General features: G+C 48.0%; 24 protein-coding genes. 10 read left to right on the plus strand and 14 right to left on the minus strand.

Annotation, left to right across the window (positions count from 1 at the left end):
• The first annotated feature begins 109 nt into the window (after window positions 1-109).
• From JFT56_RS11020 to JFT56_RS11030, 3 genes are read left to right on the plus strand one after another with little or no spacing between them, the layout of a single operon-like run.
• Complete coding sequence (locus JFT56_RS11020) at window positions 110-742, plus strand: paraquat-inducible protein A (RefSeq protein WP_198780153.1); 633 nt, start codon at window positions 110-112, stop codon at window positions 740-742.
• Between the two features lies 1 nt (window position 743).
• On the plus strand, window positions 744-1,361 hold the full coding sequence (locus JFT56_RS11025; protein ID WP_198780154.1) for a paraquat-inducible protein A: 618 nt from the start codon (window positions 744-746) through the stop codon (window positions 1,359-1,361).
• Window positions 1,348-3,987, plus strand: coding sequence for an MlaD family protein (locus tag JFT56_RS11030; protein WP_198780155.1), 2,640 nt, complete (start codon window positions 1,348-1,350; stop codon window positions 3,985-3,987). Before JFT56_RS11025 ends, JFT56_RS11030 begins: the two co-directional genes overlap by 14 nt.
• An 80-nt stretch (window positions 3,988-4,067) precedes the next feature.
• Here JFT56_RS11030 and JFT56_RS11035 read toward each other — a convergent pair whose 3' ends face one another.
• Window positions 4,068-5,294, minus strand: coding sequence for a nucleoside recognition domain-containing protein (locus tag JFT56_RS11035; RefSeq protein WP_198780156.1), 1,227 nt, complete (start codon window positions 5,292-5,294; stop codon window positions 4,068-4,070).
• 213 nt (window positions 5,295-5,507) lie between these two features.
• On the opposite strand from JFT56_RS11035, the gene rsmF reads away from it, so the two are divergent.
• Window positions 5,508-6,953, plus strand: coding sequence for a 16S rRNA (cytosine(1407)-C(5))-methyltransferase RsmF (gene rsmF / locus JFT56_RS11040; RefSeq protein ID WP_198780157.1), 1,446 nt, complete (start codon window positions 5,508-5,510; stop codon window positions 6,951-6,953).
• Between the two features lie 230 nt (window positions 6,954-7,183).
• On the opposite strand, the gene JFT56_RS11045 is transcribed toward rsmF, so the two are convergent.
• The 9 genes from JFT56_RS11045 to apbC form a co-directional block, all read right to left on the minus strand.
• Window positions 7,184-7,972, minus strand: a complete 789-nt coding sequence (locus tag JFT56_RS11045; RefSeq protein ID WP_198780158.1) for a TatD family hydrolase — start codon at window positions 7,970-7,972, stop codon at window positions 7,184-7,186.
• A 91-nt stretch (window positions 7,973-8,063) separates the two neighbouring features.
• Window positions 8,064-8,390, minus strand: coding sequence for a PilZ domain-containing protein (locus JFT56_RS11050; RefSeq protein WP_198780159.1), 327 nt, complete (start codon window positions 8,388-8,390; stop codon window positions 8,064-8,066).
• A gap of 6 nt (window positions 8,391-8,396) precedes the next feature.
• Complete coding sequence (gene holB, locus JFT56_RS11055; RefSeq protein ID WP_198780160.1) at window positions 8,397-9,353, minus strand: DNA polymerase III subunit delta'; 957 nt, start codon at window positions 9,351-9,353, stop codon at window positions 8,397-8,399.
• Window positions 9,347-9,976, minus strand: coding sequence for a dTMP kinase (tmk, locus tag JFT56_RS11060; RefSeq protein ID WP_198780161.1), 630 nt, complete (start codon window positions 9,974-9,976; stop codon window positions 9,347-9,349). The genes holB and tmk overlap by 7 nt, the downstream gene beginning before the upstream one ends.
• Complete coding sequence (mltG, locus tag JFT56_RS11065) at window positions 9,973-10,983, minus strand: endolytic transglycosylase MltG (RefSeq protein WP_198780162.1); 1,011 nt, start codon at window positions 10,981-10,983, stop codon at window positions 9,973-9,975. Before mltG ends, tmk begins: the two co-directional genes overlap by 4 nt.
• Window positions 10,980-11,789: an aminodeoxychorismate lyase gene (gene pabC, locus JFT56_RS11070; RefSeq protein WP_198780163.1), complete on the minus strand. Its 810-nt coding sequence runs from the start codon at window positions 11,787-11,789 to the stop codon at window positions 10,980-10,982. Before pabC ends, mltG begins: the two co-directional genes overlap by 4 nt.
• A gap of 3 nt (window positions 11,790-11,792) precedes the next feature.
• A complete protein-coding gene (gene dcd / locus JFT56_RS11075; protein WP_007648611.1) occupies window positions 11,793-12,374 on the minus strand; it encodes a dCTP deaminase in 582 nt (193 codons plus the stop codon).
• 31 nt (window positions 12,375-12,405) lie between these two features.
• Window positions 12,406-13,044 (minus strand): uridine kinase, encoded by a 639-nt coding sequence (gene udk, locus JFT56_RS11080; protein ID WP_007648613.1) that lies wholly within the window; start codon window positions 13,042-13,044, stop codon window positions 12,406-12,408.
• Between the two features lie 11 nt (window positions 13,045-13,055).
• On the minus strand, window positions 13,056-14,177 hold the full coding sequence (gene apbC / locus JFT56_RS11085; protein WP_420135999.1) for an iron-sulfur cluster carrier protein ApbC: 1,122 nt from the start codon (window positions 14,175-14,177) through the stop codon (window positions 13,056-13,058).
• Window positions 14,178-14,331: 154 nt separating this feature from the next.
• Between apbC and metG the strand changes: the two genes are divergently transcribed.
• Together metG and JFT56_RS11095 are read left to right on the plus strand one after the other, a co-directional pair.
• Window positions 14,332-16,362, plus strand: a complete 2,031-nt coding sequence (gene metG, locus JFT56_RS11090; protein ID WP_198780164.1) for a methionine--tRNA ligase — start codon at window positions 14,332-14,334, stop codon at window positions 16,360-16,362.
• A gap of 118 nt (window positions 16,363-16,480) precedes the next feature.
• Complete coding sequence (locus tag JFT56_RS11095; protein ID WP_198780165.1) at window positions 16,481-17,437, plus strand: AEC family transporter; 957 nt, start codon at window positions 16,481-16,483, stop codon at window positions 17,435-17,437.
• A 176-nt stretch (window positions 17,438-17,613) separates the two neighbouring features.
• Here the strand turns inward: JFT56_RS11095 and JFT56_RS11100 are convergent, their stop codons facing one another.
• Both JFT56_RS11100 and JFT56_RS11105 read right to left on the minus strand, forming a co-directional pair.
• Complete coding sequence (locus JFT56_RS11100) at window positions 17,614-18,366, minus strand: Nif3-like dinuclear metal center hexameric protein (protein WP_198780166.1); 753 nt, start codon at window positions 18,364-18,366, stop codon at window positions 17,614-17,616.
• Between the two features lie 46 nt (window positions 18,367-18,412).
• Window positions 18,413-18,883: a glycine zipper 2TM domain-containing protein gene (locus tag JFT56_RS11105; RefSeq protein ID WP_198780167.1), complete on the minus strand. Its 471-nt coding sequence runs from the start codon at window positions 18,881-18,883 to the stop codon at window positions 18,413-18,415.
• Window positions 18,884-18,937: 54 nt separating this feature from the next.
• Here JFT56_RS11105 and aat point away from each other — a divergent pair, with 54 nt between their 5' ends.
• From aat to infA, 3 genes are all read left to right on the plus strand, one after another.
• A complete protein-coding gene (aat, locus tag JFT56_RS11110; RefSeq protein WP_198780168.1) occupies window positions 18,938-19,648 on the plus strand; it encodes a leucyl/phenylalanyl-tRNA--protein transferase in 711 nt (236 codons plus the stop codon).
• Window positions 19,638-20,354, plus strand: a complete 717-nt coding sequence (locus JFT56_RS11115) for an arginyltransferase (protein WP_198780169.1) — start codon at window positions 19,638-19,640, stop codon at window positions 20,352-20,354. Before aat ends, JFT56_RS11115 begins: the two co-directional genes overlap by 11 nt.
• 82 nt (window positions 20,355-20,436) lie before the next feature.
• Entirely contained in the window at window positions 20,437-20,655 is a 219-nt protein-coding gene (gene infA, locus JFT56_RS11120; protein ID WP_006081934.1) for a translation initiation factor IF-1, read from the plus strand.
• A gap of 116 nt (window positions 20,656-20,771) precedes the next feature.
• Here infA and clpA read toward each other — a convergent pair whose 3' ends face one another.
• Entirely contained in the window at window positions 20,772-23,039 is a 2,268-nt protein-coding gene (clpA, locus tag JFT56_RS11125; protein WP_198780170.1) for an ATP-dependent Clp protease ATP-binding subunit ClpA, read from the minus strand.
• Window positions 23,040-23,082: 43 nt separating this feature from the next.
• Window positions 23,083-23,391: an ATP-dependent Clp protease adapter ClpS gene (clpS, locus tag JFT56_RS11130; protein WP_198780171.1), complete on the minus strand. Its 309-nt coding sequence runs from the start codon at window positions 23,389-23,391 to the stop codon at window positions 23,083-23,085.
• Between the two features lie 193 nt (window positions 23,392-23,584).
• Here clpS and cspD point away from each other — a divergent pair, with 193 nt between their 5' ends.
• A complete protein-coding gene (cspD, locus tag JFT56_RS11135; protein ID WP_011072576.1) occupies window positions 23,585-23,791 on the plus strand; it encodes a cold shock domain-containing protein CspD in 207 nt (68 codons plus the stop codon).
• The last annotated feature ends 70 nt before the right edge of the window (window positions 23,792-23,861 follow it).

Here is a 23,861-nt window from a genome sequence, read left to right on the forward strand (position 1 = left end):
TTTAGTTATAAGCTGAGCCTGAGTGTTTAAGCTTTGGGTGCTTACTCTTTGGCTTTTATCAGCTATTCACACATTTGCAGCGATGTTGGGGCTAAGTTAATATTTTTATATGCATGAAAATACCGCAGAAAACTCTGTAATCCTCTGTCGTTCCTGCGACTTGGCTATTAGAAAACGAGCCCTACCTTCTGGGGTTAGGGCCCTATGCCCGCGCTGCAGCACCGCTCTTTATGACACTCCATACTGTTCAGTCAACGGTATGTTAGCCTTGTGCGTCACTGCATTGATCTTTTATTTCCCGGCCAATTTTTTGCCCGTTTTAGAGATCCACTTCTTAGGTAGCATTCGCACGACAACGGTTTTCCAAGGGGCATTCGCCGTATTTGATCAGGGCTACTGGGTTGTAGGGCTAGCCGTGCTCGCGGCGGCCGTAATCGGCCCAGGCTTGCTTATCCTGTCCATACTCGCACAAATATTGATTGTAAAATGGGGGCTTTCAATTGCCTTTTGGCGCCGCAGTTTAAAACAACTATTAAAGCTGCAGGGGCTGCTGTCGCAATTGACTATGCTGGAAATCTACGTCATCAGTTTTTTAGTTTCGTCGTTCCAACTCTCCGATTTTTCGGATATTTATTTTGGAATGGGCACATTTTGCTTCACTATGCTATTTCTTGTGACTCTTTTTCTACAACGGGAGTACGATCTCGAGCATATGTGGACGCTATTGGATGGTCATAGTTAGTATGAAACAACAAGGAATCGACTTAGGTCTGTGTTTATGCCGCGTTTGTCGGCAACTCAACACAAGTGATAGCACCCATTGTCAACGTTGTGAGTCTGTATTGCAGATCCGTGATTATGGCAGTTTGCAAAAAAGTTGGGCGTTACTCATCACAGCGGCAATTTTACTGATCCCAGCCAACCTGTACCCTATTACTATGCTGACAAATCAGGGGCAAGTGCGTCACGACACCATCTTTTCCGGCATTGTCCATTTAGTACAGTCCGACATGCTCCCCATCGCCATTATCGTATTTATTGCCAGTATTTTAGTGCCTTGGGTTAAAATCATCGGGCTTGCCACGTATCTGTGCGCCATCAGTTTTAATCTGCCGATTTCAAAAAAGAAGTTAATGGTGGGATTTCATGTAATTGAGTGGATTGGCCGTTGGTCTATGCTCGATTTATTTGTTATTTCACTCACTGTTGCCCTCGTCAATATGGGGCAATTGCTCGATGCCAAACCCGCCCCCGCGGCGACGGCATTTGCATTGGTTATTTTGCTGACTCAGCTTGCCGCAAAAGTATTAGATACTCGTTTACTCTGGGATCGATTGGAACCTCAAGATGACACAAATTGAATCGCCAAAAGTTGTAAAGAAAAAACTCTTTTCGCCTATTTGGCTACTTCCCATTGTTGCGCTCGTCCTCGGCGCATGGTTGGGGATAAAGAGCATAAAAGAATCAGGAATTGAAATTCAAATCCATTTTCCGAGCGCTACTGGAATTGAGGTGGGTAAAACCTTAGTCAAATACCAAGGGTTAACCGTCGGCAAAGTCAAAGATATTGGTATCGATGAGGATCTCAAGGGCGTCAATGTCAAAGTGATGATGGATTATCGCGCTAAGCCTTTCTTAAATAAACACACTTTATTTTGGTTAGTCACGCCTAAAGCCAGTATCACAGGCGTTGAAGGCTTAGATGCACTGTTTTCGGGTAACTACATCGCCATTCAACCAGGCAAAGGTAACTCTACCGCTTTCTTTGAGGCAGAGCGGCAACCACCACCTATGCAGGTCGGTTCAGAGGGGGTGATGGTCGAATTGACCTCGGATAAACTTGGCTCCCTAGACGTAGGTTCGCCGATTTTCTTTCGCCAAATTCCCGTTGGGAGCGTTGTCAGCTACCGTTTAGATGGCAATGCCAGGGTCATTATCAGTGCCTTTATTCAAGAGCAATACGCTCGTTTAGTGAAGAAAAACTCCCACTTTTGGAACGTCTCAGGCGTGAAGATTGATGCATCCCTGTCTGGCGTTAAAGTCAGCTCAGAAAGTTTAGCGTCCATTCTGGCTGGCGGTGTTAGCTTCAGCTCGGACGAAAAAGCCCCCACGGCACAAAATGGTGATAATTTTGCATTATTCGACTCTGAGATCAGCGCCTTAGGTGGGGTTGAAGTCAACCTGACCATGGCGCAGGGTGATGGAATAAATAATGGCACTCACATTGTTTACCGCGGTATCACCATTGGCAGTATTTTAAGTAAACAGCTCACTGAAAATGGCGTTACCGCAGTGGCTAAATTCGAGCCCCAATATGCCCATTTATTGACCAGCGATGGCATATTTTGGCTTGAGGGCGCCGATATTTCCCTCTCCGGGATCAAAAATCCAGAACGGTTACTCACTGGCAGTGTGATTAATTTTCTCCCGGGCACCAGTGCTAGCACTACATTACCAGCAAGTTTCGCCCTGCAATCAAGTGCACCGGATTTAATGCAATCTAAAAAGCGTCTGTTGACCTTAAGTTCCGCTGAAAACATGGGGGTTACTGCGGGCGCCGAAGTACGGTATAAACAGCTTCCCATTGGTCGAGTACTGTCGGTTAACTTAACCCAAGACCTATCGGCGGTGGAGTATCGGCTCGAGCTGCAGCCCGAGTTTGCCAGTTTAGTTCGCAGTGACAGTTATTTCGTTCCCGAGTCGGCCCTGAGTATCGATGCCTCCCTCGAGGGCGTTTCGGTCAAGACAAGGGATCTTGCCACGCTAACAAAGGGAGCCATTAGTCTGATCCCTGGTAACAATAAGACGCCGCTCGCGGGAAATACTCCTCTTTCGCTCTTTAGTTCAATTGAAGCCGCCAACGCATATTTTGAGCGCCAACATCGCGTGTACTTAACGCTGATAAGTCAGGATGGCGCCGATGTGAGTCAAGGCTCACCGATTTACTATAAGAAGATGCAAATTGGTACCGTAGAATCCGTGAGCTGGCAAAGTAAGAGTGAAGACTTTGCCATTAAACTGGCCATTGATAAGCAGTTTCAACCTCTGCTGCAAAAACCTAAGGTGTTTTGGCGTAACAGTGCCCTTGATATCAGCGCCAGTCTTGCTGGCATAGATGTCGCCTTAGCCCCTCTGCAAGGTGCATTAAAAGGCAGCATCAGCTTAGGGCTGCTCGATAAAACCACCGCAGAGCCAAATACTGCTGCACTCAAGCTGTACGAGAATCAACAACTCGCATTAGCACAGGCACAGGCTATTCGTCTCACCCTACCCGCCTCGGCTAAACTGGCAGCAAAGGCCGCCATTCGCTATCAAGGCCATCAAGTGGGTGAAGTCTCACAGGTTAAATTAAACACAGATTTGAATACTTTAACCGCCACCGCTTACCTTTATGGCGAATATGCCGAGCATTTTAGTCGCAGCGATTGTGAGTATTATGTGGTGGAAGCGCAGATCTCACTCGCGGGTATCAAAGCGCCAGAAACCTTAATCACCGGTCCCTACATTAGCGTATTGCCAGGTAAAAATGGGCAAAAAACAACCCAGTTTACTGCCAATATGGTCGAGGGCAGTTATGCCAATGTTCCAGAAAATGCACTTAAATTTACCTTAGAAGATACGAATTTAGGCTCAATGAAGATAGGTAGCCCCATTTTTTTCCGCGGCATTAAAGTCGGCCAAATCGACGGTTATGGTCTATCAACTCAAGGCAATAGTGTGTTGATGCAGGCTCATATCGAGCCGCAGTACAGTCACTTAGTGAATCAAAGCAGTCAGTTCTGGGATGCTTCAGGGATTAAAGTGGATGTGGGCCTCTTCTCGGGTGCACAAATTGAAACTGGCTCGCTGGAAACCTTACTCGCGGGCGGCATCAATGTGGCGACGAAGGACACGACCCAAGACGATAACCGTTTAGTGACGGGAACGGTATTTAGATTACAACACAAAGCCGAAAATGAATGGCAAGAATGGGCACCAGCCCAGTAATCAGTCCGAACTTAACACATAAAAATCAGGCGCATTATGTGCCTGATTTTATATACCGCGGATATTTTCACACCAATCATCTAGCCATAAAACCAGTAGCAAACTGCAATCGCGGCGCTGATCCCGGCGACATCGGCGGTTAAACCACAGGCCAAGGCATGGCGACCATGGCGTATTCCCACTGAGCCAAAATACACGGCTAACACATAAAATGTGGTTTCTGTGCTGCCCTGAAAAATCGCCGCTAAACGCCCCGCAAAGGAATCCACACCATGGTGCTCCATGGTTTCGAGCATCATGGCCCTTGCACCCGAACCACTGAAAGGCTTCATCAATGCGGTCGGCATTGCATCGACAAAACGAGTGTCAAATCCCATTAAACGCACACCGCTGGCAATGAGCTGCAACAGATAATCCAAGGCGCCGGATGCGCGCAGCAATCCAATCGCCAATAGCATGGCGAGCAGATAGGGAATAAGCTGGATGGATTGGGCAAATCCCGCCTTGGCGCCTTCGATAAACTCGTCATAAACCGCGACCTTACGAATACCCGCCACCAGCACAAAGGCAAATACGAGTAAGAGTAATACTCCATTGCCCATGGCTGTCGACACAGTGCCAATCGCCTCGGCACTTAAGGTCATTAAATAAAAGCCACTCGCGACTAACCCCGCCAGCATCAAAGCCCCATAACCGAGCACAACAGCGTTCAATAAGGAAATCCGTTGTACCAAGGCCACAACCAGCAAGCCCGCCAATGTCGATGCCGAGGTCGCCAGTAAAATCGGCAGAAAAATATCCGCAGGCGCTGCCGCCCCCTGCTGGGCGCGGTACAGAAATACCGTCACAGGCACTAAGGTCACAGAGGAAGTATTGAGCACTAAAAATAAGATTTGGGCATTGGTCGCGACGGTTTTCACTGGATTGAGGCTCTGCAAATCCTGCATCGCTTTTAACCCCAGCGGCGTGGCGGCATTATCTAAGCCAAAAATATTCGCCGTTAAATTCATGGTCATACTGCCAAAGGCCGGATGCCCCTTAGGCACTTCAGGCATCAAGCGGCGCAGCAATGGCTCAAACACAAAAGCGATAGCACCAACTACCCCCGCCTTTTCCCCCACCCGCATCAATCCCATCCACAGGGAAAGTACGCCAATCAGTCCAAGGGAGATTTCAGCGGCAAGCTTAGCACTGCTAAACAACGCCTCCACCGAGATGGATAACACTTCAACGTGCCCATGGAACAGTTGCACCGCTATTGCGAGCAATGCCGTGATAAAGAAAGCTAACCACACGCGATTTAGCACACACATCCCCTTATTTTTATTTGTTTTTATTCTATTAGCCCATGACCACTGACGGCTAAATCACTATCCTAACTATGCTACCTCGCCCTATACAGTGGGCTACAATTCTTAACGGCTTGGGCACTGGGGATAAAATCTCAGACCCAATAAGGGATTATGATATACTCGCGCCAATTGATACACAGTCTATTTTCCTATGGTCCAACGAAATCAATGGTTCAATTAAATCAAAATTTTATCAATACCATCACCCAAGAACTCCCCAGCCATTTATCGATGGACGAATTTGTCGCCGCCTGTGCCCGGCCGCTTAGACGCTCAATTCGAGTCAATACCTTAAAAATCAGCAGCGACGACTTTAAGACGCTGATGCAACCTAAGGGCTGGACGTTCGATCCCATTCCCTGGTGCCAAGATGGCTTTTGGATCAGTTACGATGAAGAAGAGCAACTCGGCAATGCCCTAGAACACATTCAGGGCCTATTCTACATCCAAGAAGCCAGCTCTATGTTGCCACCGACCGCACTTTTTACTCCTAGTGCAGAGTGGCAATGCGTGCTCGATCTCGCCTCTGCTCCCGGTTCTAAAACCACGCAAATAGCCGCGTTAATGCACAATCGAGGCCTGCTTGTCGCCAATGAGTATTCGGCGAGCCGCGTGAAAGTATTGCATGCCAACGTGCTACGCATGGGTGCGAGCCACTGTGCACTCACCCATTTCGATGGCCGAGTGTTTGGCGAATACCTGTATGAAAGTTTCGATGCCGTGCTTATCGATGCGCCCTGCGGCGGCGAAGGCACTGTGCGTAAAGACGTTGATGCGCTCAAACATTGGAGCCTAGACGATGTGTTGGCCATTAGTGAAACCCAAAAAGCCTTAATCGAATCGGCATTTTTAGCCCTAAAACCCGGTGGTAGCTTAGTCTATTCCACTTGCACCTTAAATCGCCTCGAAAACCAAGGCGTGTGCGAGTATCTCAAACAACAATATCCCGATGCGGTGCAGTTTGACTCCCTAAGCGATTTATTTGAGGGTGCTGAACGCGCTACCACTCCCGAAGGCTTCTTACATGTCTGGCCACAAATTTTCGACAGTGAAGGTTTCTTTGTCGCGAAATTAACTAAAACGGCCTCGGTACCACGCCTACAGCCAGAGCCTACACTGCAGAAAAATTTCCCCTTTGTCCCCGCGTCAGCGAAACAAGCCCAAGGGATCAAAGACTATTTTCAGCTGGATTTAGGCATAAGTTTGCCGGATGACCTTATCATGGTGCGGGACGATGAATTTTGGTTGTTTCCGAAAGAATTTAACGCGTTTATTGGACGCATGCGCTTTCAACGCATAGGTATAAAACTTGCCGATCATAGCAAACATGGCTTTAAAGTCCGCCATGAGGCAATTATTGCCTTAGCGGGAAAACAGCTCAGCCCAGCGGCAAACAGGGTCGATGTGAGTGATATCGAAGCAAAAGAGTATCTGATGGGCCGGGATATTCCGCTAAATCAGCCAGTCAAAGCCCAAGGCGAAGTGATCGTCTGTTATGGCGGTGCACCTTTAGGCATGGCGAAACATTTAGGCAATAAGTTAAAAAACAACCTGCCCAGAGACTTAGTGAAAGATAAGGTATTACTGCTGCCCGAATTGATAAAATTGTTATAGTTGCGCTGTTTTTTAGCGATAAATAACCTAAAAAAGGGGAAGGAGAAAGCGCCTCTAGGGCTAAAGCTCAACTACACTGAGTCTATTGTAAAGCGCACTGCATGGCGCTTTCACCTGTAGCGCACGGCTCTTCAACGAGCCATTCCCCTAGGCCCAAACAGCTGAATCGTTTTGGGCCTTTTTTTATCGCTGGGAAATCCGCTTTATATTATTAATATGATTGGTATAAGTTAACGCCCGACTAAACGGGCGGCATCCTTGAATAAGTTAAAGAAGTTGTTGCTAGTATATTCGGCAAGCGCTTCGTAAGGTTCACCTCTCAGCTCGGCCACAAACTCGGCCACATCCCTGACATAGGCGGGTTGGTTTTCTTGCCCACGGTGGGGAATAGGCGCTAAATAAGGCGAATCCGTTTCAACCAACAATCGATCCTTAGGTACCTTACGGATCACGGTCCGCAGCTCACCGGCGTTTTTAAAGGTCACAATCCCTGAGACTGAGATGTAAAAACCAAGGTCAATGGCTGCTTTCGCCATCTCCCAGTTTTCAGTAAAGCAATGCAGTACACCGCCCACCTTATCCGCACCGCCCTGCTTGAGCATATTGATGGTATCTTCACGTGCATCACGGGTATGGACAATCAAAGGTTTATTCACTTCGACCGCGAGGGCAATTTGCTGCTCAAAACATTGTTGTTGCAGCTGTTTCGTTTCATCGGCATAAAAATAATCTAGGCCCGTTTCCCCAATAGCGACCACTCTTGCATCGGTTGCAAAACGGCGAATTTGGTCAATATCCAGACCTTCTTTAACGTCTAATGGGTGCACTCCCGATGATAAAAAGACCTGCTCAAAGGCAGCGACCTTATCACGCATGGATTCAAACCCTTGCTGGCGTACATTTACACATAACATATAGTCAACGCCACGGGCCTTAGCATTGGCAAGGATCTGTTCGAGGGTTTGTTGATCGGGCGCCGCTTTCAAGCGATCGAGATGGCAGTGTGAATCAATAAGCACAGCAATTTCCAAGCAGAGAAACAAAAGGACGACAAGGATACCCAGCCAAGGGATCGAGGTCAAATGCCTAGCGCCCTAACGCTCCCCAAAGCTACATAGTGCAGGTTAAATCGCCGGAAGCAAGCTCGCGGGAAAGTAGCTTCTCGATATGGTGTTTATGGCTATCGGGCTCAGAAAGGATTTTAATGCCTATCCCAACGGGGCGGCCACCCGAAGCCCCTAAAGGATTGATCCAAACTACAACACCTCGAAATTCATTGGTGCTAGTCGCTCCAGGCAAACGATAGGCAATGGTCAGGGGTTGACCTAGATAGTGGCTCTCGCTGGTTGTGACAAACAAACCCGCGGGCTTAATAAAGGGCATATAGGCGCGGTATAGCTGATGTAACGTATCAAAATTAACGACGAGATCTACCATGGCGTGCTACTTATTTGTTATTTCTTTATATTCTAAGACATAACTTTGACACAAGCCCAAATAATTGACGGTCGGCATTGTACTTAAGTTATGACACATTCCCATGATCTTTGCCGCCAAATTCCCTATTTGCGCTTGGATAAACGCATCTTGGTGGCTGTTCTTCAATAAAATTTGTCGTAAAAGCAGGTATAAAACCTTAAGTGCATCAATTATTTGTAGTTCACTAATGGTTAACAAACTAGCACACAGATGGCCGGACGACAAACTTTGCGCCCAATCTTTGCGAAATTGCAGCAAAACCTGATAACGGCTCGGTTGTGTGCCCTCAGCAACTAAACTCTTGGCTAATGTTAACGGGCCGCCCACCACACTTAAACACCAAGTCACATCCTCTTGGATCTGACATTGCTGCATTAACCAGTTTTTGATCAAAGCCTTAGACGGCGCCACAAAGGGAAGTCGCTGGCAGCGACTGCTGATCGTCGCCATCAAACGGGCCGGAGTGTCCGACTGCAGTATGAGCAGTGTTTCTTTGCCAGGCTCTTCGAGGGTTTTAAGTAAGGCGTTCGCGGCGGCGGAATTTAGCCGTTCACTGTGATGAATAAGCGCAACACGCCGACCGCTTTGCTGCGCCGTCGAAGTGAGCCGCGTACAAAGCTCGCGAATTTGATCGACTTTGATTTGATTACCATCGGCTTCGATTTGATAGAAATCCGGGTGATTGCCCGCATCGAATAATTGACACGACTTGCATAGACCACAGGCTCCCACCGCCTTAGGTTGCAGGCACATGGCGGTGCGGGCCATAAACACACTCAGTAATTCCCCACCATAGGCAGAATCTATCCCCACCAACTGAGCATGTGGTATTTGGTGAGATTGTAACTGGGTTAAAAAGGCCTGCCTTGGCATATCGAGCCAAGGCAGGGTTAACACATCAAAGCCGTTATTGGCTACCATGCCATTGCCTGTAACACGGCCAAGATATCCTTATGCACCTCGGCCATAGTTTGACTGGCATCGATAACCATGATGCTATCATCTTCATTGGCAAGTCTAAGGTAGGTTGCCCGAGCCCTCTCAAAAAAATCAATCGCTTGTTGCTCGATTCTGTCAAGTTCTCCCCGCTTTGCCGCACGCATAAGCCCAAGCTTTGGGTCAAGGTCGAGATAGAGAGTTAAATCGGGTTTAAAACCTTTGAGGGTCGCATTGCTGACGGCTTCGACTAAGGGCATCAGACCACGTCCACCACCTTGATAGGCTAAGGATGACAAATTGTGCCTATCCCCCAGTACCCACTTTCCCTCTGCTAAGGCAGGTTTAATCACATTGGCGACCAACTGGGCTCTGGCGGCGTAAATAAGCAGGCATTCAGACTCATCACACAGGGGATCGTTTGGATCGGCAATTTTAACTAAATCACGGATACGCTCGGCCAACGGCGTGCCACCCGGCTCGCGGGTACACACAGGGGCAAGGCCAGTGTGCTTCTCGATAAAATCACGAATAAGGGCAATCGCACTCGATTTGCCAGCGCCTTCCAGTCCTTCAACAACAATAAATTTGGCGGATGCTTGGGTCATTTTTTCTTTCTCTGATAAATATCGACGGCGCGGTTATGCTCTTCCAAGGTGCTCGAAAACACATGAGTGCCATCGTTGCGCGACACAAAATACAAATAACTCACCTTAGCGGGTTTAGATACCGCCTGTAATGAAGCCTTGCTCGGTGCGGCAATCGGCGTTGGCGGCAAACCGAAAATACGATAGGTGTTAAAGGGCGTATCTTCGACTAAATCCTTGCGGGTGATATTGCCTTTAAATCTGTCTCCCATGCCGTAAATGACTGTGGGATCCGTCTGCAGCTTCATACCCAAATTCAGTCGATTGATAAAAACACCGGCGATTTGATCCCGTTCAAAGGCTTGGCCGGTTTCCTTTTCGACAATCGAAGCCAAGATCAGCATTTCGTAGGACGATTTTAACGGTAAACCGGGTACACGCTCCGCCCAGGCTTTGGCCAGCTCCTGCTCCATCATTTTATAACTTTGGGTTAGCATCACCTTGGCATCACTATCGGCGGTGTAATGGTAGGTATCGGGGAAAAACTTACCCTCAGGCAGTGCCGAGTCATCACCCTGCTCCATCAATACGGCACTGAAAACCTCAGGGGTTAATTGTAGGTGTGGGGCGCTCGCGAGTTGTTGTTCCCACTCTGCAATAGTTTTACCTTCGACCAAGGTCAGGCTAAAGGTTTTAACCTTACCTGCAACTAAATCATTGAGTAAATCGACAATAGTCTGTGATGGCGCCATCTCATACAGACCGGTGCGGATTTTTGCCAGTTCAGGGCGAAACTTGAGTAACCACTTGAGTTTCCATGTTGCCTGGATCACTCCCTCGGCTTCCAATTGTGAGGCCAACTGATTCACGCTCGTGCCACGGGCGATGGTAAGTTCTTTGGGTTCAGTTAAGCCCAGTGGGGTTTGGCTGTAATCGATAATAGTTTGATAGCCCCAATAGCCAGCCAAGCAAGCTAAGGTGAGCAAGGTCAACAGGGTTGAACTGGCGATTAGAATGAGTTTTTTCATAGTGTGAGTGAAAGTGTTTGTCTAAGGTGCGCGGTAATGGGAGCTCGGGTAAATGTGTGCGTATCAATCGCTAGCACATCCACGACTCCTAAAACGCTGTTAGTAATAAACGCCGAGTCAAACTCCACTAACTGCTCGGCGTCAAAGGGCAAACAATCGATATTCATCTGCTGTGCCAGTAAGGCTAGCATAACTTGCTCACGCATCACACCCGCAACACCGCAGAGTTCAAGTGACGGCGTGACTACCTGGTTACCCTTAATAAAGAAGATGTTAGCCATTGATGACTCAATCACCTTCCCCATACAATCGAGCACCAACCAATCCTCAAAGCCCTCGGGCAACGGCTGGGATCTGATCAACACTTGCTCGAGGCGATTAAGGTGTTTTATCCCCGCCAGCAAAGGCTGGTGACCTAAACGCACTGGGGAGGTTTTAAGATGAATGCCCTGCTCTTGCCAAACGGCATAATGGGCTGGAATGGGATGAACTGAAACAACTTCGGTCGCCAAAACCTGCTCTGGCGGCGCATAGCCTCTGCCACCCACTCCCCGAGTGATTAACAATTTGATGCAGTGGTGTGGATACTGCTCGGCTAAAGTAATGAGCTGCTCGGCAAGGGCTGGACTCATTTGCCAGTCAAACCCTAGCCTAGCGGCACCCGCGGTTAATCTCGCTTGGTGGGACTCAAAAAACAAAATACCATCCACACCCGTTCGCATGGTTGCAAATAGGCCATCACCATAGGCAAGTCCCCTGTCCATAGGCGCAATGCTTGCCTGTGATACCCCATTAACCCAAATCAAGGATTAGTCCTGACTGATACGGCTAGCCACCGCTTCTTGCTGATCTTTGTATTTGGCACTCTTGCGGGTGTTATAGGGGCGTGCAACCGCATGATTTAAACGTTCAAAGTTGAGCGCACCTATGGTCATCCGTGGACGCAGCGCCAAAGGTAATTTGCCGCTGTTGTAAAACTCGAGCACAATTTTACCCTGCCAACCCGGATCGATACGGTGCGCCGTCACGTGCACCATTAAACCTAAACGAGCCAGTGATGAGCGGCCATCGAGCCAACCGACGATATCGGCGGGCAAGGTTACACTCTCATAGGTCACGGCTAACGCCAGCTCACCCGGATGTAAGAAGAAGGCTTCGCCGTCGGGGATTTCGATAATTTCACTCATCACCCGATCGAGCGCCGCCTGCACTTCAACACTCGGACCACTCAAGTCAATAAAAGGCGCGGTATGATCCTTAAAGACGCGAAATTGCCCACCTAAGCGCACATCCACACTGACGCCAGAAATCGCATCTGTGCTTGGGCGAGGTTCTATAACGATAGTGCCGTTATCAAGGGCCTGTTCAATTTCGATATCGGTTAAGCGCATCTTACCTATTACTCCCTGAGTTTTTATGTCGTTATTTTGCCAGTAGATGTTGAATACGAGTCTTTAAAATATCGGTCGCGATACGGTTTTTGCCGCCGCGCGGTACGATAATATCAGCGTATTGTTTTGAAGGTTCAATAAATTGCAGGAACATAGGACGCACGGTTTTCTTGTACTGTGAGATCACCGATTCCATCGTACGGCCGCGCTCAGCCACATCACGGGTTAAACGACGTAGGAAACAAATATCCAGCGGCGTGTCCATAAATACACTGGCATCCATCAAGGCGCGCAATTTAGGATCGGTCAGCAGCAGAATGCCCTCTAAAATGATCACTTTTTTCGGTGTCATGGTTACTGTTTCAGCCGTACGAGTATGTTCGGTATAGCTATAACAAGGGATATCAACAGCTTCGCCAGACTTAAGCAACTGTAAATGTGTGCATAGCAGTTGATGGTCTAACGCTTTTGGATGATCGTAATTGGTTAATACCCTCTCATCCATGGATAAATGACTCTGATCGCGGTAGTACGCGTCTTCATTAATTACCCCTATTTGATCTGTGCCTAAATCGCGGCGTAATTCGTCAAAAATCGTTTTGGCAATTAAACTTTTGCCCGATGCTGACGCGCCAGCAATTGCAATAATGACACACTGCTGAGAATTCATACCCTTAAACCTTACTCATCATCTGATATGCTAATAGAAACTGATTTTTGGCTCTGCTTAAGTGCCAATTCGGCGCCCACTTTACGGGCGATTTCCCGGTAAAGCGCCGCGACTTCACTGTCGGGGTCGGCTACCACTGTCGGTGCACCGACATCCATGGCTTCACGGATATTGATATGCAGCGGCAAGGCGCCTAATAGTGGTACTTGATAACGCTCGGCCATTTTACTGCCACCGTGGGTACCAAAAGGGTGCTCTTTATGACCACACTCTGGGCATAAATGGAAACTCATGTTCTCGACGATGCCCAGCACAGGAATGTTCACTTTCTGGAACATAGTGATACCTTTCTTGGCATCGGCCAGGGCGATATCCTGCGGAGTAGTCACAATCACAGCGCCACTCACCGGCACTTTTTGCGACAGGGTTAATTGAATATCCCCAGTGCCCGGTGGCATATCGACGACTAAATAATCCAGCTCAGGCCATTGGGTTTCATTGAGTAATTGCGCTAACGCACCCGCCGCCATAGGACCACGCCACACGGCCGCTTCATCGCCACTTAACATAAAGCCTATCGACTGCGCGGCAATGCCATGGGCACTGGCGGCTGTCATATGCTTACCATCGGGGGAAACGGGTCTGAAATTGGGGATACCCAACATTAAGGGAACAGACGGGCCATAAATATCGGCATCTAAAATGCCTACCTGTGCGCCTTCAGCAGCCAGTGCTAAGGCGAGGTTGACCGCTGTGGTTGATTTACCCACGCCGCCCTTACCGGACGCGACGGCAATCACTTGCTTCACATTGGCAATCGGTGCGATGGAGGCAATGGCGGAATACACCTTAGGTTGAAAATCGATTTCACATTCGACTTCATCGATAGCATCGAGTACCGCTAACTTGTTGGTCAGTGCCATCACAGTATCGCGATACTGGGTCATACAAGGATATGGATAGACTAAACCAAGCTGTAACCGCTTACCTTCTATCGCTAATTTATTCACGCATCCTGCGCTCACTAATCCTTTACTTAAATACGGGTCGATATAAGCATCGAGAATAGCCAGAACAGGCCCGAGAAGATCGTCATTTAAACGATAATCAGTTTGAGTTGAAGACAAAAGCATTACCCCCACCAATAAATTTGCCCAAGTGTACCAGATAATGACAAAAACATTAGCGCAGATTTAGCTCAATTGACTCAGGTTTTGATGAAAATCATCCTGTAATCGGTTAGTATCTCTACCAATATTTTTGGCCCACCACGATATTTGAGACAAGATGGCAACTTCACAACGTAAAATTCTCGTGACCAGCGCACTTCCCTACGCGAACGGACCGATCCATTTAGGTCATATGCTGGAATACATACAGACAGATATCTGGTCGCGTTATCAAAAACTTCGTGGACATGAGTGCCACTACATTTGTGCCGATGACGCCCACGGCACACCGATCATGCTCAAGGCGCAGCAATTAGGTATGGCGCCTGAAGAGATGATCGCCCAAGTGAACAAAGAGCATCAGCAGGATTTCGCTGACTTTAATATCGCCTTCGATAACTATCACAGCACCCACAGTGAAGAAAACCGCGTGCTGGCGAGTGATATTTACTTAAAACTGCGGGCGAATGGCTATATCAAGAGCAAGAGCATTTCTCAGTTATTCGATCCTGAAAAGTCGATGTTCCTGCCCGATCGTTTCGTAAAAGGCACCTGCCCTAAGTGTAAATCGCCCGATCAATATGGTGATAACTGTGATGCCTGCGGCGCGACTTACAGCCCAACTGAGCTGATTAACCCCAAATCTGCGGTCTCTGGCGCAACCCCAGTGATGAAAGACACTGAGCACTTCTTCTTCGACCTACCTGCCTTTGAAGGTATGTTAAAAGAGTGGACTCGCTCGGGCGCCCTGCAAGTCGAAATGGCTAACAAACTCGACGAATGGTTCGAGCAAGGCCTGCAGCAGTGGGATATCACCCGTGATGCACCTTACTTTGGGTTTGAAATCCCCGATGCGCCGGGCAAGTATTTCTACGTGTGGTTAGATGCGCCCATCGGTTATATGGGTTCATTTAAAAATCTTTGCGATAAGCGTCCTGAACTGAGCTTCGACGAATTCTGGGCAAAAGATTCTAAAGCCGAGGTTTACCACTTTATCGGTAAAGACATTGTCTACTTCCACAGCCTGTTCTGGCCTGCGATGCTGCACGGCTCAGGTTATCGCCAGCCAAACAGCGTCTATGCCCACGGTTATGTGACGGTCAACGGCGCTAAGATGTCAAAATCCAAAGGCACGTTCATCAAGGCACGTACCTATTTAGATCATTTAGATCCTGAATATTTACGTTACTACTACGCCGCCAAACTCAGCAGCCGTATCGACGATTTAGACCTTAATCTTGAAGATTTCGCCCAGCGCGTGAACTCAGACTTAGTCGGTAAATTAGTCAACCTCGCTTCTCGCACCGCAGGTTTTATCACTAAGCGTTTCGACGGTAAACTCGCGAAAATTGCGGATACCACGCTGACAGAGGCGTTTTTAGCCAAACAAGAGCAAATCGCCGAGTTCTATGAAACCCGCGAATACGGTAAAGCGATGCGTGAAATCATGGCGCTAGCGGATATCGCCAACGGCTTTGTCGCCGATGCTGCGCCTTGGCAAATGGTGAAGCAGGATGATCAACAGGAAGCGGCCCATCAAGTGTGTTCAAACGCCTTGAATCTGTTCCGTATTTTGGTGACCTACTTAAAACCTGTATTGCCACGTTTAGCCCAGGATGTGGAAGCCTTCTTCCAACAGCCACTCACTTGGGCTGCCTTGAGCCAAGATATGGCTGGCCATGAAATCGCGCCATTTAAAGCCATGATGCAACGTGTTGAGTTAGACAAAGTTGAAGCTATGGTGGCCGACTCTAAGGAAAACCTGCAAGCCACAACCGAGCCAGAAGCACCTAAAGGCCCATTAGCGACCGATCCTATCAGTGAAACCATTAACTTTGATGATTTCGCAAAAATCGATCTGCGTATCGCTCGCATCGTCAAGGCCGAGCATGTGGCCGAAGCCGATAAATTGCTAAAGCTGCAATTGGATATCGGCGGCGAAACCCGTCAGGTATTTGCGGGGATCAAATCGGCCTACTCGCCAGAAGATCTGGAAGGCAAGCTGACTGTGATGGTGGCCAACCTTGCACCCCGTAAGATGCGTTTTGGCATGTCAGAGGGCATGGTACTGGCCGCAGGCCCTGGTGGTAGCGATTTGTGGATTTTAGAACCCCATGAAGGCGCACAGCCTGGTATGCGGGTTAAGTAATCTGTAATCCGTTGGACTCTGTTCGACAAGTCATTAGGGCCGCATTCAATGCGGCCCTAATTTATGGTGCTAAGTCTAAAACTGGCACGCTTTAAAGTGCATCCATTGGGGAGAAGTTATGGGAAATATCATTGAGCAGTTGTTGTTTTCTGCCTCAATAACGGGTCCTATCTGTTTGATGTTAGCCCTCGGGGTGCTCCTAAAACGCGCCCAAGTCATCAACGAAAACTTTATTGATATCGCATCAAAACTCGTTTTTAACGTCACACTGCCCGCGCTACTGTTTCTCAGCATCATCAGCTCAAATCACGATCTCGCCGCCAGCGCCCCCTTGATTGGCTATGGCTTAATAGCCAACCTGCTGTTTTTTATACTTTCCACCTATGCAACCCAGCGGCTATTTCCTGACGGCAAAGATCAAGGGGTGATCATTCAAGGGGGATTTAGGGCCAATACAGCCATTATCGGCTTAGCCTATGTCTCTAACGCCTACGGCGAATCAGGGGTTGCCTTAGCCGCAGTTTATGTGGCCTCGATGACGCTGCTCTACAATATTCAAGCGGTGATTTGCCTAAGCCCAAGGGGGGAAGAGTCGAGTCGCAGCGCATTTAGCGTAATGGTGAAAACCATCACTAAAAATCCGCTGATCATTGCCATTATGCTCGGCATGCTGTTCTATTTCCTCTCCATTCCAGTGCCGAAAATGGTGCTCGATGCGGGCCAATACTTTGCCAATATGACCCTGCCATTAGCACTACTGTGCACCGGCGGTTCGCTGGATATTGGTTCACTCAAACATGAAAAACATTCAACTTGGTTTTCGACCGCATTGAAATTGATATTGGCCCCGCTGTTTATCACAGGAGGCGCCTTGTTATTGGGTTATCGAGGGATTGAATTAGCGTTGGTATTTTTAATGAGTTCTGCGCCCACCGCTGCCGCAAGCTATGTAATGGCACGCGCCATGGGAGGTAACGCCACCCTTGCGGCCAATATTATCGCACTGACCACCGTTTGCTCGCTGCTCACCTGCACCTTAGGTATTTTTATCCTGTCCACTTTGGGGCTGATCTAATTGCGGCTAATCTGCCGCATTATTTAGGATCAATCATTAGGATCAATAATTTAGGAGCAGTTATTGAGCTCAACAGAGGAGCTGGTTTTGGGATGACAATAACAAGGCGAGCCATGCTCGCCTTTTATTTATGGCTAAAGCGGCAATAGGGTCATCATAAGCCGCCTTAAGAATGGCTATACCGGATTACTGATATTCACAAAATGATGCACTAAGTTAAACTCACGGGCGAGATGACGACCTAGGGCTTCAATGCCGAAACGCTCAGTCGCATGGTGACCCGCGGCATAATAATGTATGCCCTGCTCCACCGCGCTGTGGAAGGTGCGCTCGGACACTTCACCACTGATAAAGGCATCCACGCCCAAACTTGCCGCCATATCGATATAATCCTGCGCCCCGCCTGTGCACCAAGCTAAATGCTGGATCTGAGCCTCACTTTCACCTATATGCAATGGGGCTCTGCCTAACGCCTTCTCAAGGGTGCTGGCAAAATCGCTGGCACTGACAGGAAGATCGAGTTTGCCACGCCACAGCAGGCCCTGAGCCAGCTCTTCTATGGGTTCCGCATCGACAATCCCAAGTTGTCTTGCCAAGGTCGCGTTATTGCCGAGCATAGGGTGGGCATCTAAGGGTAAATGATAGCCAAACAAGCTAATATCATGGCTCAGCAGCGCCTTAATGCGACGCTGTTTCATCCCAGTGATGACCTCGGGTTCATTCTTCCAAAAAAAACCATGGTGGACCAAAATCGCATCGGCATTTAAGCGGACAGCCTCATCAATTAAGGCTTGGCAAGCCGTCACCCCAGTGACAATAGTGCGAATATCATCCTTGCCTTCGACCTGTAAGCCATTGGGTGCATAATCTTTAAAGGCCGACATATGTAAAAAATCGGCTAAATATTGGGCTAGTTCTGTCCGTGTCATTCAATCACCGTTTAATTTTTTATGTAAATGAGTCCATCTTGCTGGCTTACATGGCTAAGTCAATACGCACGCCACCTTGAAGATACACAACCCGCACCCTATCACCGGCATTAAATACCATTCCGGGATCATAATCTTGGATCACCATGACTTGAGTGCCATCCTCTTGATTAATCAACAATTCTACTAGCTTTAAGGATTGTGTTGTCGTCCCACTGCCATAATGATTCCCCACACCGGCACCAAGTAAGGCGCCGAGCACTGTGGCAACGTCTTGGCCCGAGCCACCACCAAATTGATGGCCAATCACACCGCCCACTAAGGCTCCTCCGAAGGTTTTCCAGCCTTGGTTTCTGTCTTCGATAAGCTGGGTTTCGGTGATATTACGTACCGAACTGATATCGCCGTAGAGCACTTTCTCCACCGGCACGGCTTGATTGCGATCATAACCCGCATGCAGTGGTGCGATGAAAAAAGCACAAATAAACATAAAGCTCGCTAGAGTAGGTTTCCACATATCTGAATTTCCGCTAACTTAATATAAGGGTTTATTACTGAATCATACGCAATTGTGAAGTCACTGTCTTTTCTGAATCACGAATTTGAAGCTTTTCCTTCACCCGAACTCGCCCTTACTGATCCCAATGGATTACTGGCGATAGGGGGAGACTTACGCCCAGAACGCTTACTGACGGCATACTATAACGGGATTTTTCCATGGTTTAACGCCGAAGATCCCATTCTGTGGTGGTCACCCGATCCCCGCGCCATTTTTATTCCCAGCCAAGTCCATCTCAGCACGAGTTTGCGTAAGTTTCTCAAAAAACAGCCCTGGCGCATTACGGTAAACCATGCCTTTACCGACGTGATGGCTGGTTGTGCCCAACCAAGACAGAAACAAGCTGGCACTTGGATAACCCATGAAATCCAAATGGCGTACCGCGAGCTTCACCATAATGGCCACGCCCATTCTATCGAAGTTTGGCAGGGTGAACGCTTAATCGGCGGCCTCTATGGGTTAGCCATAGGCCAAGTATTTTGTGGCGAGTCTATGTTTCACCGTGAAACCAATGCCTCTAAGGCTGCTATCGCCGCATTGCAACAACATCTATTGCAGATGGGCTTTAAGTTAATTGATGCACAGGTCATGAATCCACATTTAGCCAGTTTAGGGGCGCAAGCGATTAAACGTGCCGATTTTATGGCATTACTGGCACAATTGAGAGATAAAGACGTCAATCCAGAGGCTTGGATCCCAAGAGAGGTCAATCTTGAACTCTAACGCCACTAAAACCCCCATTGCGATTGGGATCAGTCAGATTTTCCCCTGCAGTTACCTCGATGGTCAGCAGGAACAATTATTGGTGATCCAAGAGGAAACGCTCGATCCGATTTTATTCGAGCGTTTACTCGCCATAGGTTTTCGCCGCAGCGGCAGTGCCATTTATAAACCCCGTTGTCCTCGATGTAACGCCTGCCAACCGATCCGTTTGCCGGTCAGGGAATTTAGCGTTTCTAAGAGACAAAAGCGCACCTTAGCTCAGAATCGCGATCTCACTTGGCGTGTCACCTCAAGCCATACGGATGCACAATACGCCCTCTACGAGCGTTATATTCAGCAGCGGCACTTTGACGGCCCTATGTATCCGCCAAGCCAAGAGCAATATGAGCAGTTTTTATTTTGCCACTGGTTACCCCCCACTTTTATTGAAGTCTACGATGGCGACAAACTTTTAGCCGTTGCAGTAACAGACACACTACCCAATAGCCTATCGGCCATTTACAGCTATTTTGATCCCGATGAAGAACATCGCTCCCTCGGCGCACTACTGATTTTGATCCAGTGCCGCTTAGCCAAATTGCAGGGCAAAGAATTCCTTTATCTCGGATATCAAATAGATGCAAACCGTAAAATGTCCTACAAGCGTTTATATCGCCCTTATCAAATTTTAACTCCCCAGGGTTGGGAGTATTGCCAAGTTTGCTAAGCACTTCCCCTTTACAGCAGGGGGAATTTGGGGCATGATACGCCCGTTTTTTATATTCGAAGGCTAATGGGATAATTAATTAATGGCGAAAGAAGACAACATTGAAATGCAAGGCACTATCCTTGAAACCTTGCCAAACACAATGTTTCGTGTAGAGCTTGAAAATGGTCATGTGGTGATAGCCCACATTTCAGGCAAAATGCGCAAAAACTACATCCGGATCCTCACTGGTGACAAAGTAACTGTCCAGCTGACTCCCTATGATCTGACCAAAGGTCGTATTGTCTTCCGCGCACGCTGATATAGCCTCATATAGTTAAAAACCCGGCAAGGCCGGGTTTTTTTGTTGGCGAAAGATAAGAAAAATGGCTGCAATTGCAGCCATTTTCATATCTAAAAAACCAAGCTAATCATGTACTAGGCTTTGGTCGTGGTTTTCTCATGACGTTCGGCGCGGATCACTATCTCGCCTTCTTTCACATCAACATAGGCAACCCCACCCGCTTCTAAGGCACCAAATAAAATCTCGTCCGCCAATGGGCGCTTGATCAATTCAGTCACCACCCGAGCCATAGGACGTGCGCCCATGTTCTTATCGTAACCTTTCTCGGCCAACAAGGTCCTCGCTTCATCGCTGACTTCCAAGATGACATGTTTCGCATCAAGCTGCGCCTGCAATTCCACTAAGAATTTATCGACCACTTTCGCAATGATGGTCATATCCAAATGGTTGAACCATACAATGGAGTCGAGACGATTACGGAATTCTGGCGAAAATACCCGATTAATTTCAGATAATGCGTCCTGAGTATGATCTTGCTGGGTAAAGCCAATCGACTTACGAATAGTCTCCTGTACACCCGCGTTAGTCGTCATCACTAACGTTACGTGTCTGAAGTCTGCCTTACGACCATTGTTATCGGTCAAGGTCCCATGATCCATCACCTGCAACAGCAAGTTGTAGACATCGGGGTGAGCCTTCTCGATTTCATCGAGCAGTACGACACAATGGGGATTTTTAATCACGGCATCGGTGAGCAACCCACCTTGGTCATAACCCACATAACCTGGAGGCGCACCAATCAAACGGGACACTGTATGGCTCTCCATGTACTCAGACATGTCAAAGCGCACTAGTTTCATCCCTAAACAGCTTGCCAATTGATTAGTGACTTCTGTCTTACCCACACCGGTGGGACCGGCGAATAAGAAGCTACCTACAGGTTTTTTATCTGTGCCTAAGCCACTGCGCGATAAGCGAATGGCCGAACTGAGACTCTCAATGGCCTTATCTTGGCCAAAGACCACCATCTTAAGATTACGCTCTAGATTACGCAGCAAGTCCTTGTCGGTGGCGGACACGGATTTCTCGGGAATACGCGCCATTTTAGCCACGATAGCTTCGATTTCTGCCTGGCCTATGGTCTTTTTGCGTTTGCTCATAGGCAGCATCACCATACGCGCACCCGCTTCGTCGATCACATCGATGGCTTTGTCGGGGAGATGTCTGTCATTGATGTGTTTCGCCGACAATACCGCCGCGCTGTTAATCGCCGCCTGAGTATAACGAACCCCATGATATTCTTCGTATTTAGACTTAAGCCCCATCAAAATTTTAGTGGTTTCTTCCACCGAAGGCTCATTGATATCCACCTTTTGGAAACGGCGAGCTAGGGCGCGGTCTTTCTCAAAAATACTTTGGTATTCTTGGAAAGTCGTCGATCCCATACAACGTAAATTGCCACTGGATAACAAAGGTTTCAGCAGATTAGAAGCATCCATCACGCCGCCAGATGCGGCGCCCGCACCGATAATGGTATGGATCTCATCGATGAATAAAATGGCGTGTTTATCGGCGGATAATTCTTTTAACAGGCTTTTAAAACGCTTCTCAAAATCACCGCGGTATTTTGTCCCCGCAAGCAATGAGCCTAAATCGAGGGAGTAAACCGTCGCTTCAGCCATCACATCGGGCACTTGGTTATTCACGATACGGTAGGCAAGACCCTCTGCAATCGCGGTTTTACCTACGCCCGCCTCACCCACTAATAATGGGTTATTTTTACGGCGGCGACACAAAGTTTGAATTGCGCGCTCAATTTCCTGATCGCGGCCAATCAAAGGATCGATGACCCCCTGTTTCGCCAGCTGATTTAAGTTAGACGCAAATTGCGACAACATGCTGCGCTCTTCGCTAGCTTCACTGTGATCTTCAATGCGTTCTTGATCCTGATGTGGATCGCTATCTTCGTTTCTTGAAAAACCATGGGAAATGAAATTCACGACATCTAAGCGACTAATATCGCAGCGACGCAGCAGATAGACGGCTTGGGATTCCTGTTCACTGAAAATCGCCACTAACACATTAGCGCCTGTCACTTCATTACGGCCCGATGATTGCACATGGAATACCGCGCGCTGCAGCACCCGCTGGAAGCCAAGCGTTGGCTGGGTTTCTTTATCATCATCGATATCGGCAATAATTGGGGTTGTTTGTTGGATAAAGCTTGCCACTTCATCCCTGAGTTTGTCTAAGTTCGCCCCGCAGGCGATTAGCGCTTCTTGAGCCGCAGGATTGTCGATAAGAGCCAATAACAGGTGTTCCACTGTCATATACTCGTGACGCGCATCTCTGGCTTGCTGAAACGCCAGATTTAAGGTGACTTCCAGATCTTTGTTCAGCATAAGCACCCCCAAAATGAACAACGGACTACAGAGTAAAGCAGATTCATGCTTTCTCTAACGAACACAGTAACGGATGTTGGTTTTGTCTTGCAAATTGATTTACTTGTATCACCTTAGTTTCTGCAATGCCAAAAGGAAAAATGCCGCAAATACCCTTTCCCTTGTGATGGATAGTCAACATGATATCGGTCGCTTCTTGCTCATTCTTGCGAAAGAAAACTTGCAATACTTCAATCACAAAATCCATTGGCGTGTAATCGTCATTATTGAGGATCACCTTGTACATAGAAGGTGGCATTAACTCAGATTTCACACGCTCTTCAACGTGTTCAATATTTCCTGTCTTACCCATTTTTTAATACTAGCCTCTCGTGTTGGCCTCTTCCAATTGATATGTTCAAATTAATCAATTGTTACCTCTTTGTTAATTTTAGCTTGACTTCCGCTTTTACTCCTTACATTCTGTAGTTCAGACGGTGAAAGAAACCCGTCTATACAGGTTTTACTATCTTACTGGTAAGTAGACAACAGAAGGAAGTGGAAGTATGGCAAGCGGAACTGTTAAATGGTTCAACAACGCCAAAGGATTCGGGTTTATTTGCCCTGATCAAGGTGGTGAGGACGTTTTTGCACACTATTCTACCATTGAAATGGAAGGCTATAGAACTCTAAAAGCAGGCCAACCCGTTCAATTTGAAGTAGAGCAGGGTCCAAAAGGGATGCACGCTTCAGCCATTTCACCAACAAAATAATGTTTGGTGAGGCCAATGATCAAAAAGGCAGGGACTTGTCCCTGCCTTTTTTTATTGCCAAGAAAATGCT

This window comes from Shewanella putrefaciens (assembly GCF_016406305.1).
GTDB lineage: Bacteria > Pseudomonadota > Gammaproteobacteria > Enterobacterales > Shewanellaceae > Shewanella > Shewanella putrefaciens_C.

Coding starts and splice junctions, on each gene's coding strand:
- dcd (WP_007648611.1), bottom strand. CDS start 12,374: ATGCGCTTAACCGATATCGAAATTGAACAGGCCCTTGATAACGGCACT.
- JFT56_RS11025 (WP_198780154.1), top strand. CDS start 744: ATGAAACAACAAGGAATCGACTTAGGTCTGTGTTTATGCCGCGTTTGT.
- infA (WP_006081934.1), top strand. CDS start 20,437: ATGGCGAAAGAAGACAACATTGAAATGCAAGGCACTATCCTTGAAACC.
- rsmF (WP_198780157.1), top strand. CDS start 5,508: ATGGTTCAATTAAATCAAAATTTTATCAATACCATCACCCAAGAACTC.
- udk (WP_007648613.1), bottom strand. CDS start 13,044: ATGAATTCTCAGCAGTGTGTCATTATTGCAATTGCTGGCGCGTCAGCA.
- apbC (WP_420135999.1), bottom strand. CDS start 14,177: ATGCTTTTGTCTTCAACTCAAACTGATTATCGTTTAAATGACGATCTT.
- JFT56_RS11030 (WP_198780155.1), top strand. CDS start 1,348: ATGACACAAATTGAATCGCCAAAAGTTGTAAAGAAAAAACTCTTTTCG.
- JFT56_RS11020 (WP_198780153.1), top strand. CDS start 110: ATGCATGAAAATACCGCAGAAAACTCTGTAATCCTCTGTCGTTCCTGC.
- holB (WP_198780160.1), bottom strand. CDS start 9,353: ATGGTAGCCAATAACGGCTTTGATGTGTTAACCCTGCCTTGGCTCGAT.
- mltG (WP_198780162.1), bottom strand. CDS start 10,983: ATGAAAAAACTCATTCTAATCGCCAGTTCAACCCTGTTGACCTTGCTC.
- cspD (WP_011072576.1), top strand. CDS start 23,585: ATGGCAAGCGGAACTGTTAAATGGTTCAACAACGCCAAAGGATTCGGG.
- JFT56_RS11100 (WP_198780166.1), bottom strand. CDS start 18,366: ATGACACGGACAGAACTAGCCCAATATTTAGCCGATTTTTTACATATG.
- tmk (WP_198780161.1), bottom strand. CDS start 9,976: ATGACCCAAGCATCCGCCAAATTTATTGTTGTTGAAGGACTGGAAGGC.
- clpS (WP_198780171.1), bottom strand. CDS start 23,391: ATGGGTAAGACAGGAAATATTGAACACGTTGAAGAGCGTGTGAAATCT.
- clpA (WP_198780170.1), bottom strand. CDS start 23,039: ATGCTGAACAAAGATCTGGAAGTCACCTTAAATCTGGCGTTTCAGCAA.
- JFT56_RS11105 (WP_198780167.1), bottom strand. CDS start 18,883: ATGTGGAAACCTACTCTAGCGAGCTTTATGTTTATTTGTGCTTTTTTC.
- JFT56_RS11095 (WP_198780165.1), top strand. CDS start 16,481: ATGGGAAATATCATTGAGCAGTTGTTGTTTTCTGCCTCAATAACGGGT.
- JFT56_RS11050 (WP_198780159.1), bottom strand. CDS start 8,390: ATGGTAGATCTCGTCGTTAATTTTGATACGTTACATCAGCTATACCGC.
- metG (WP_198780164.1), top strand. CDS start 14,332: ATGGCAACTTCACAACGTAAAATTCTCGTGACCAGCGCACTTCCCTAC.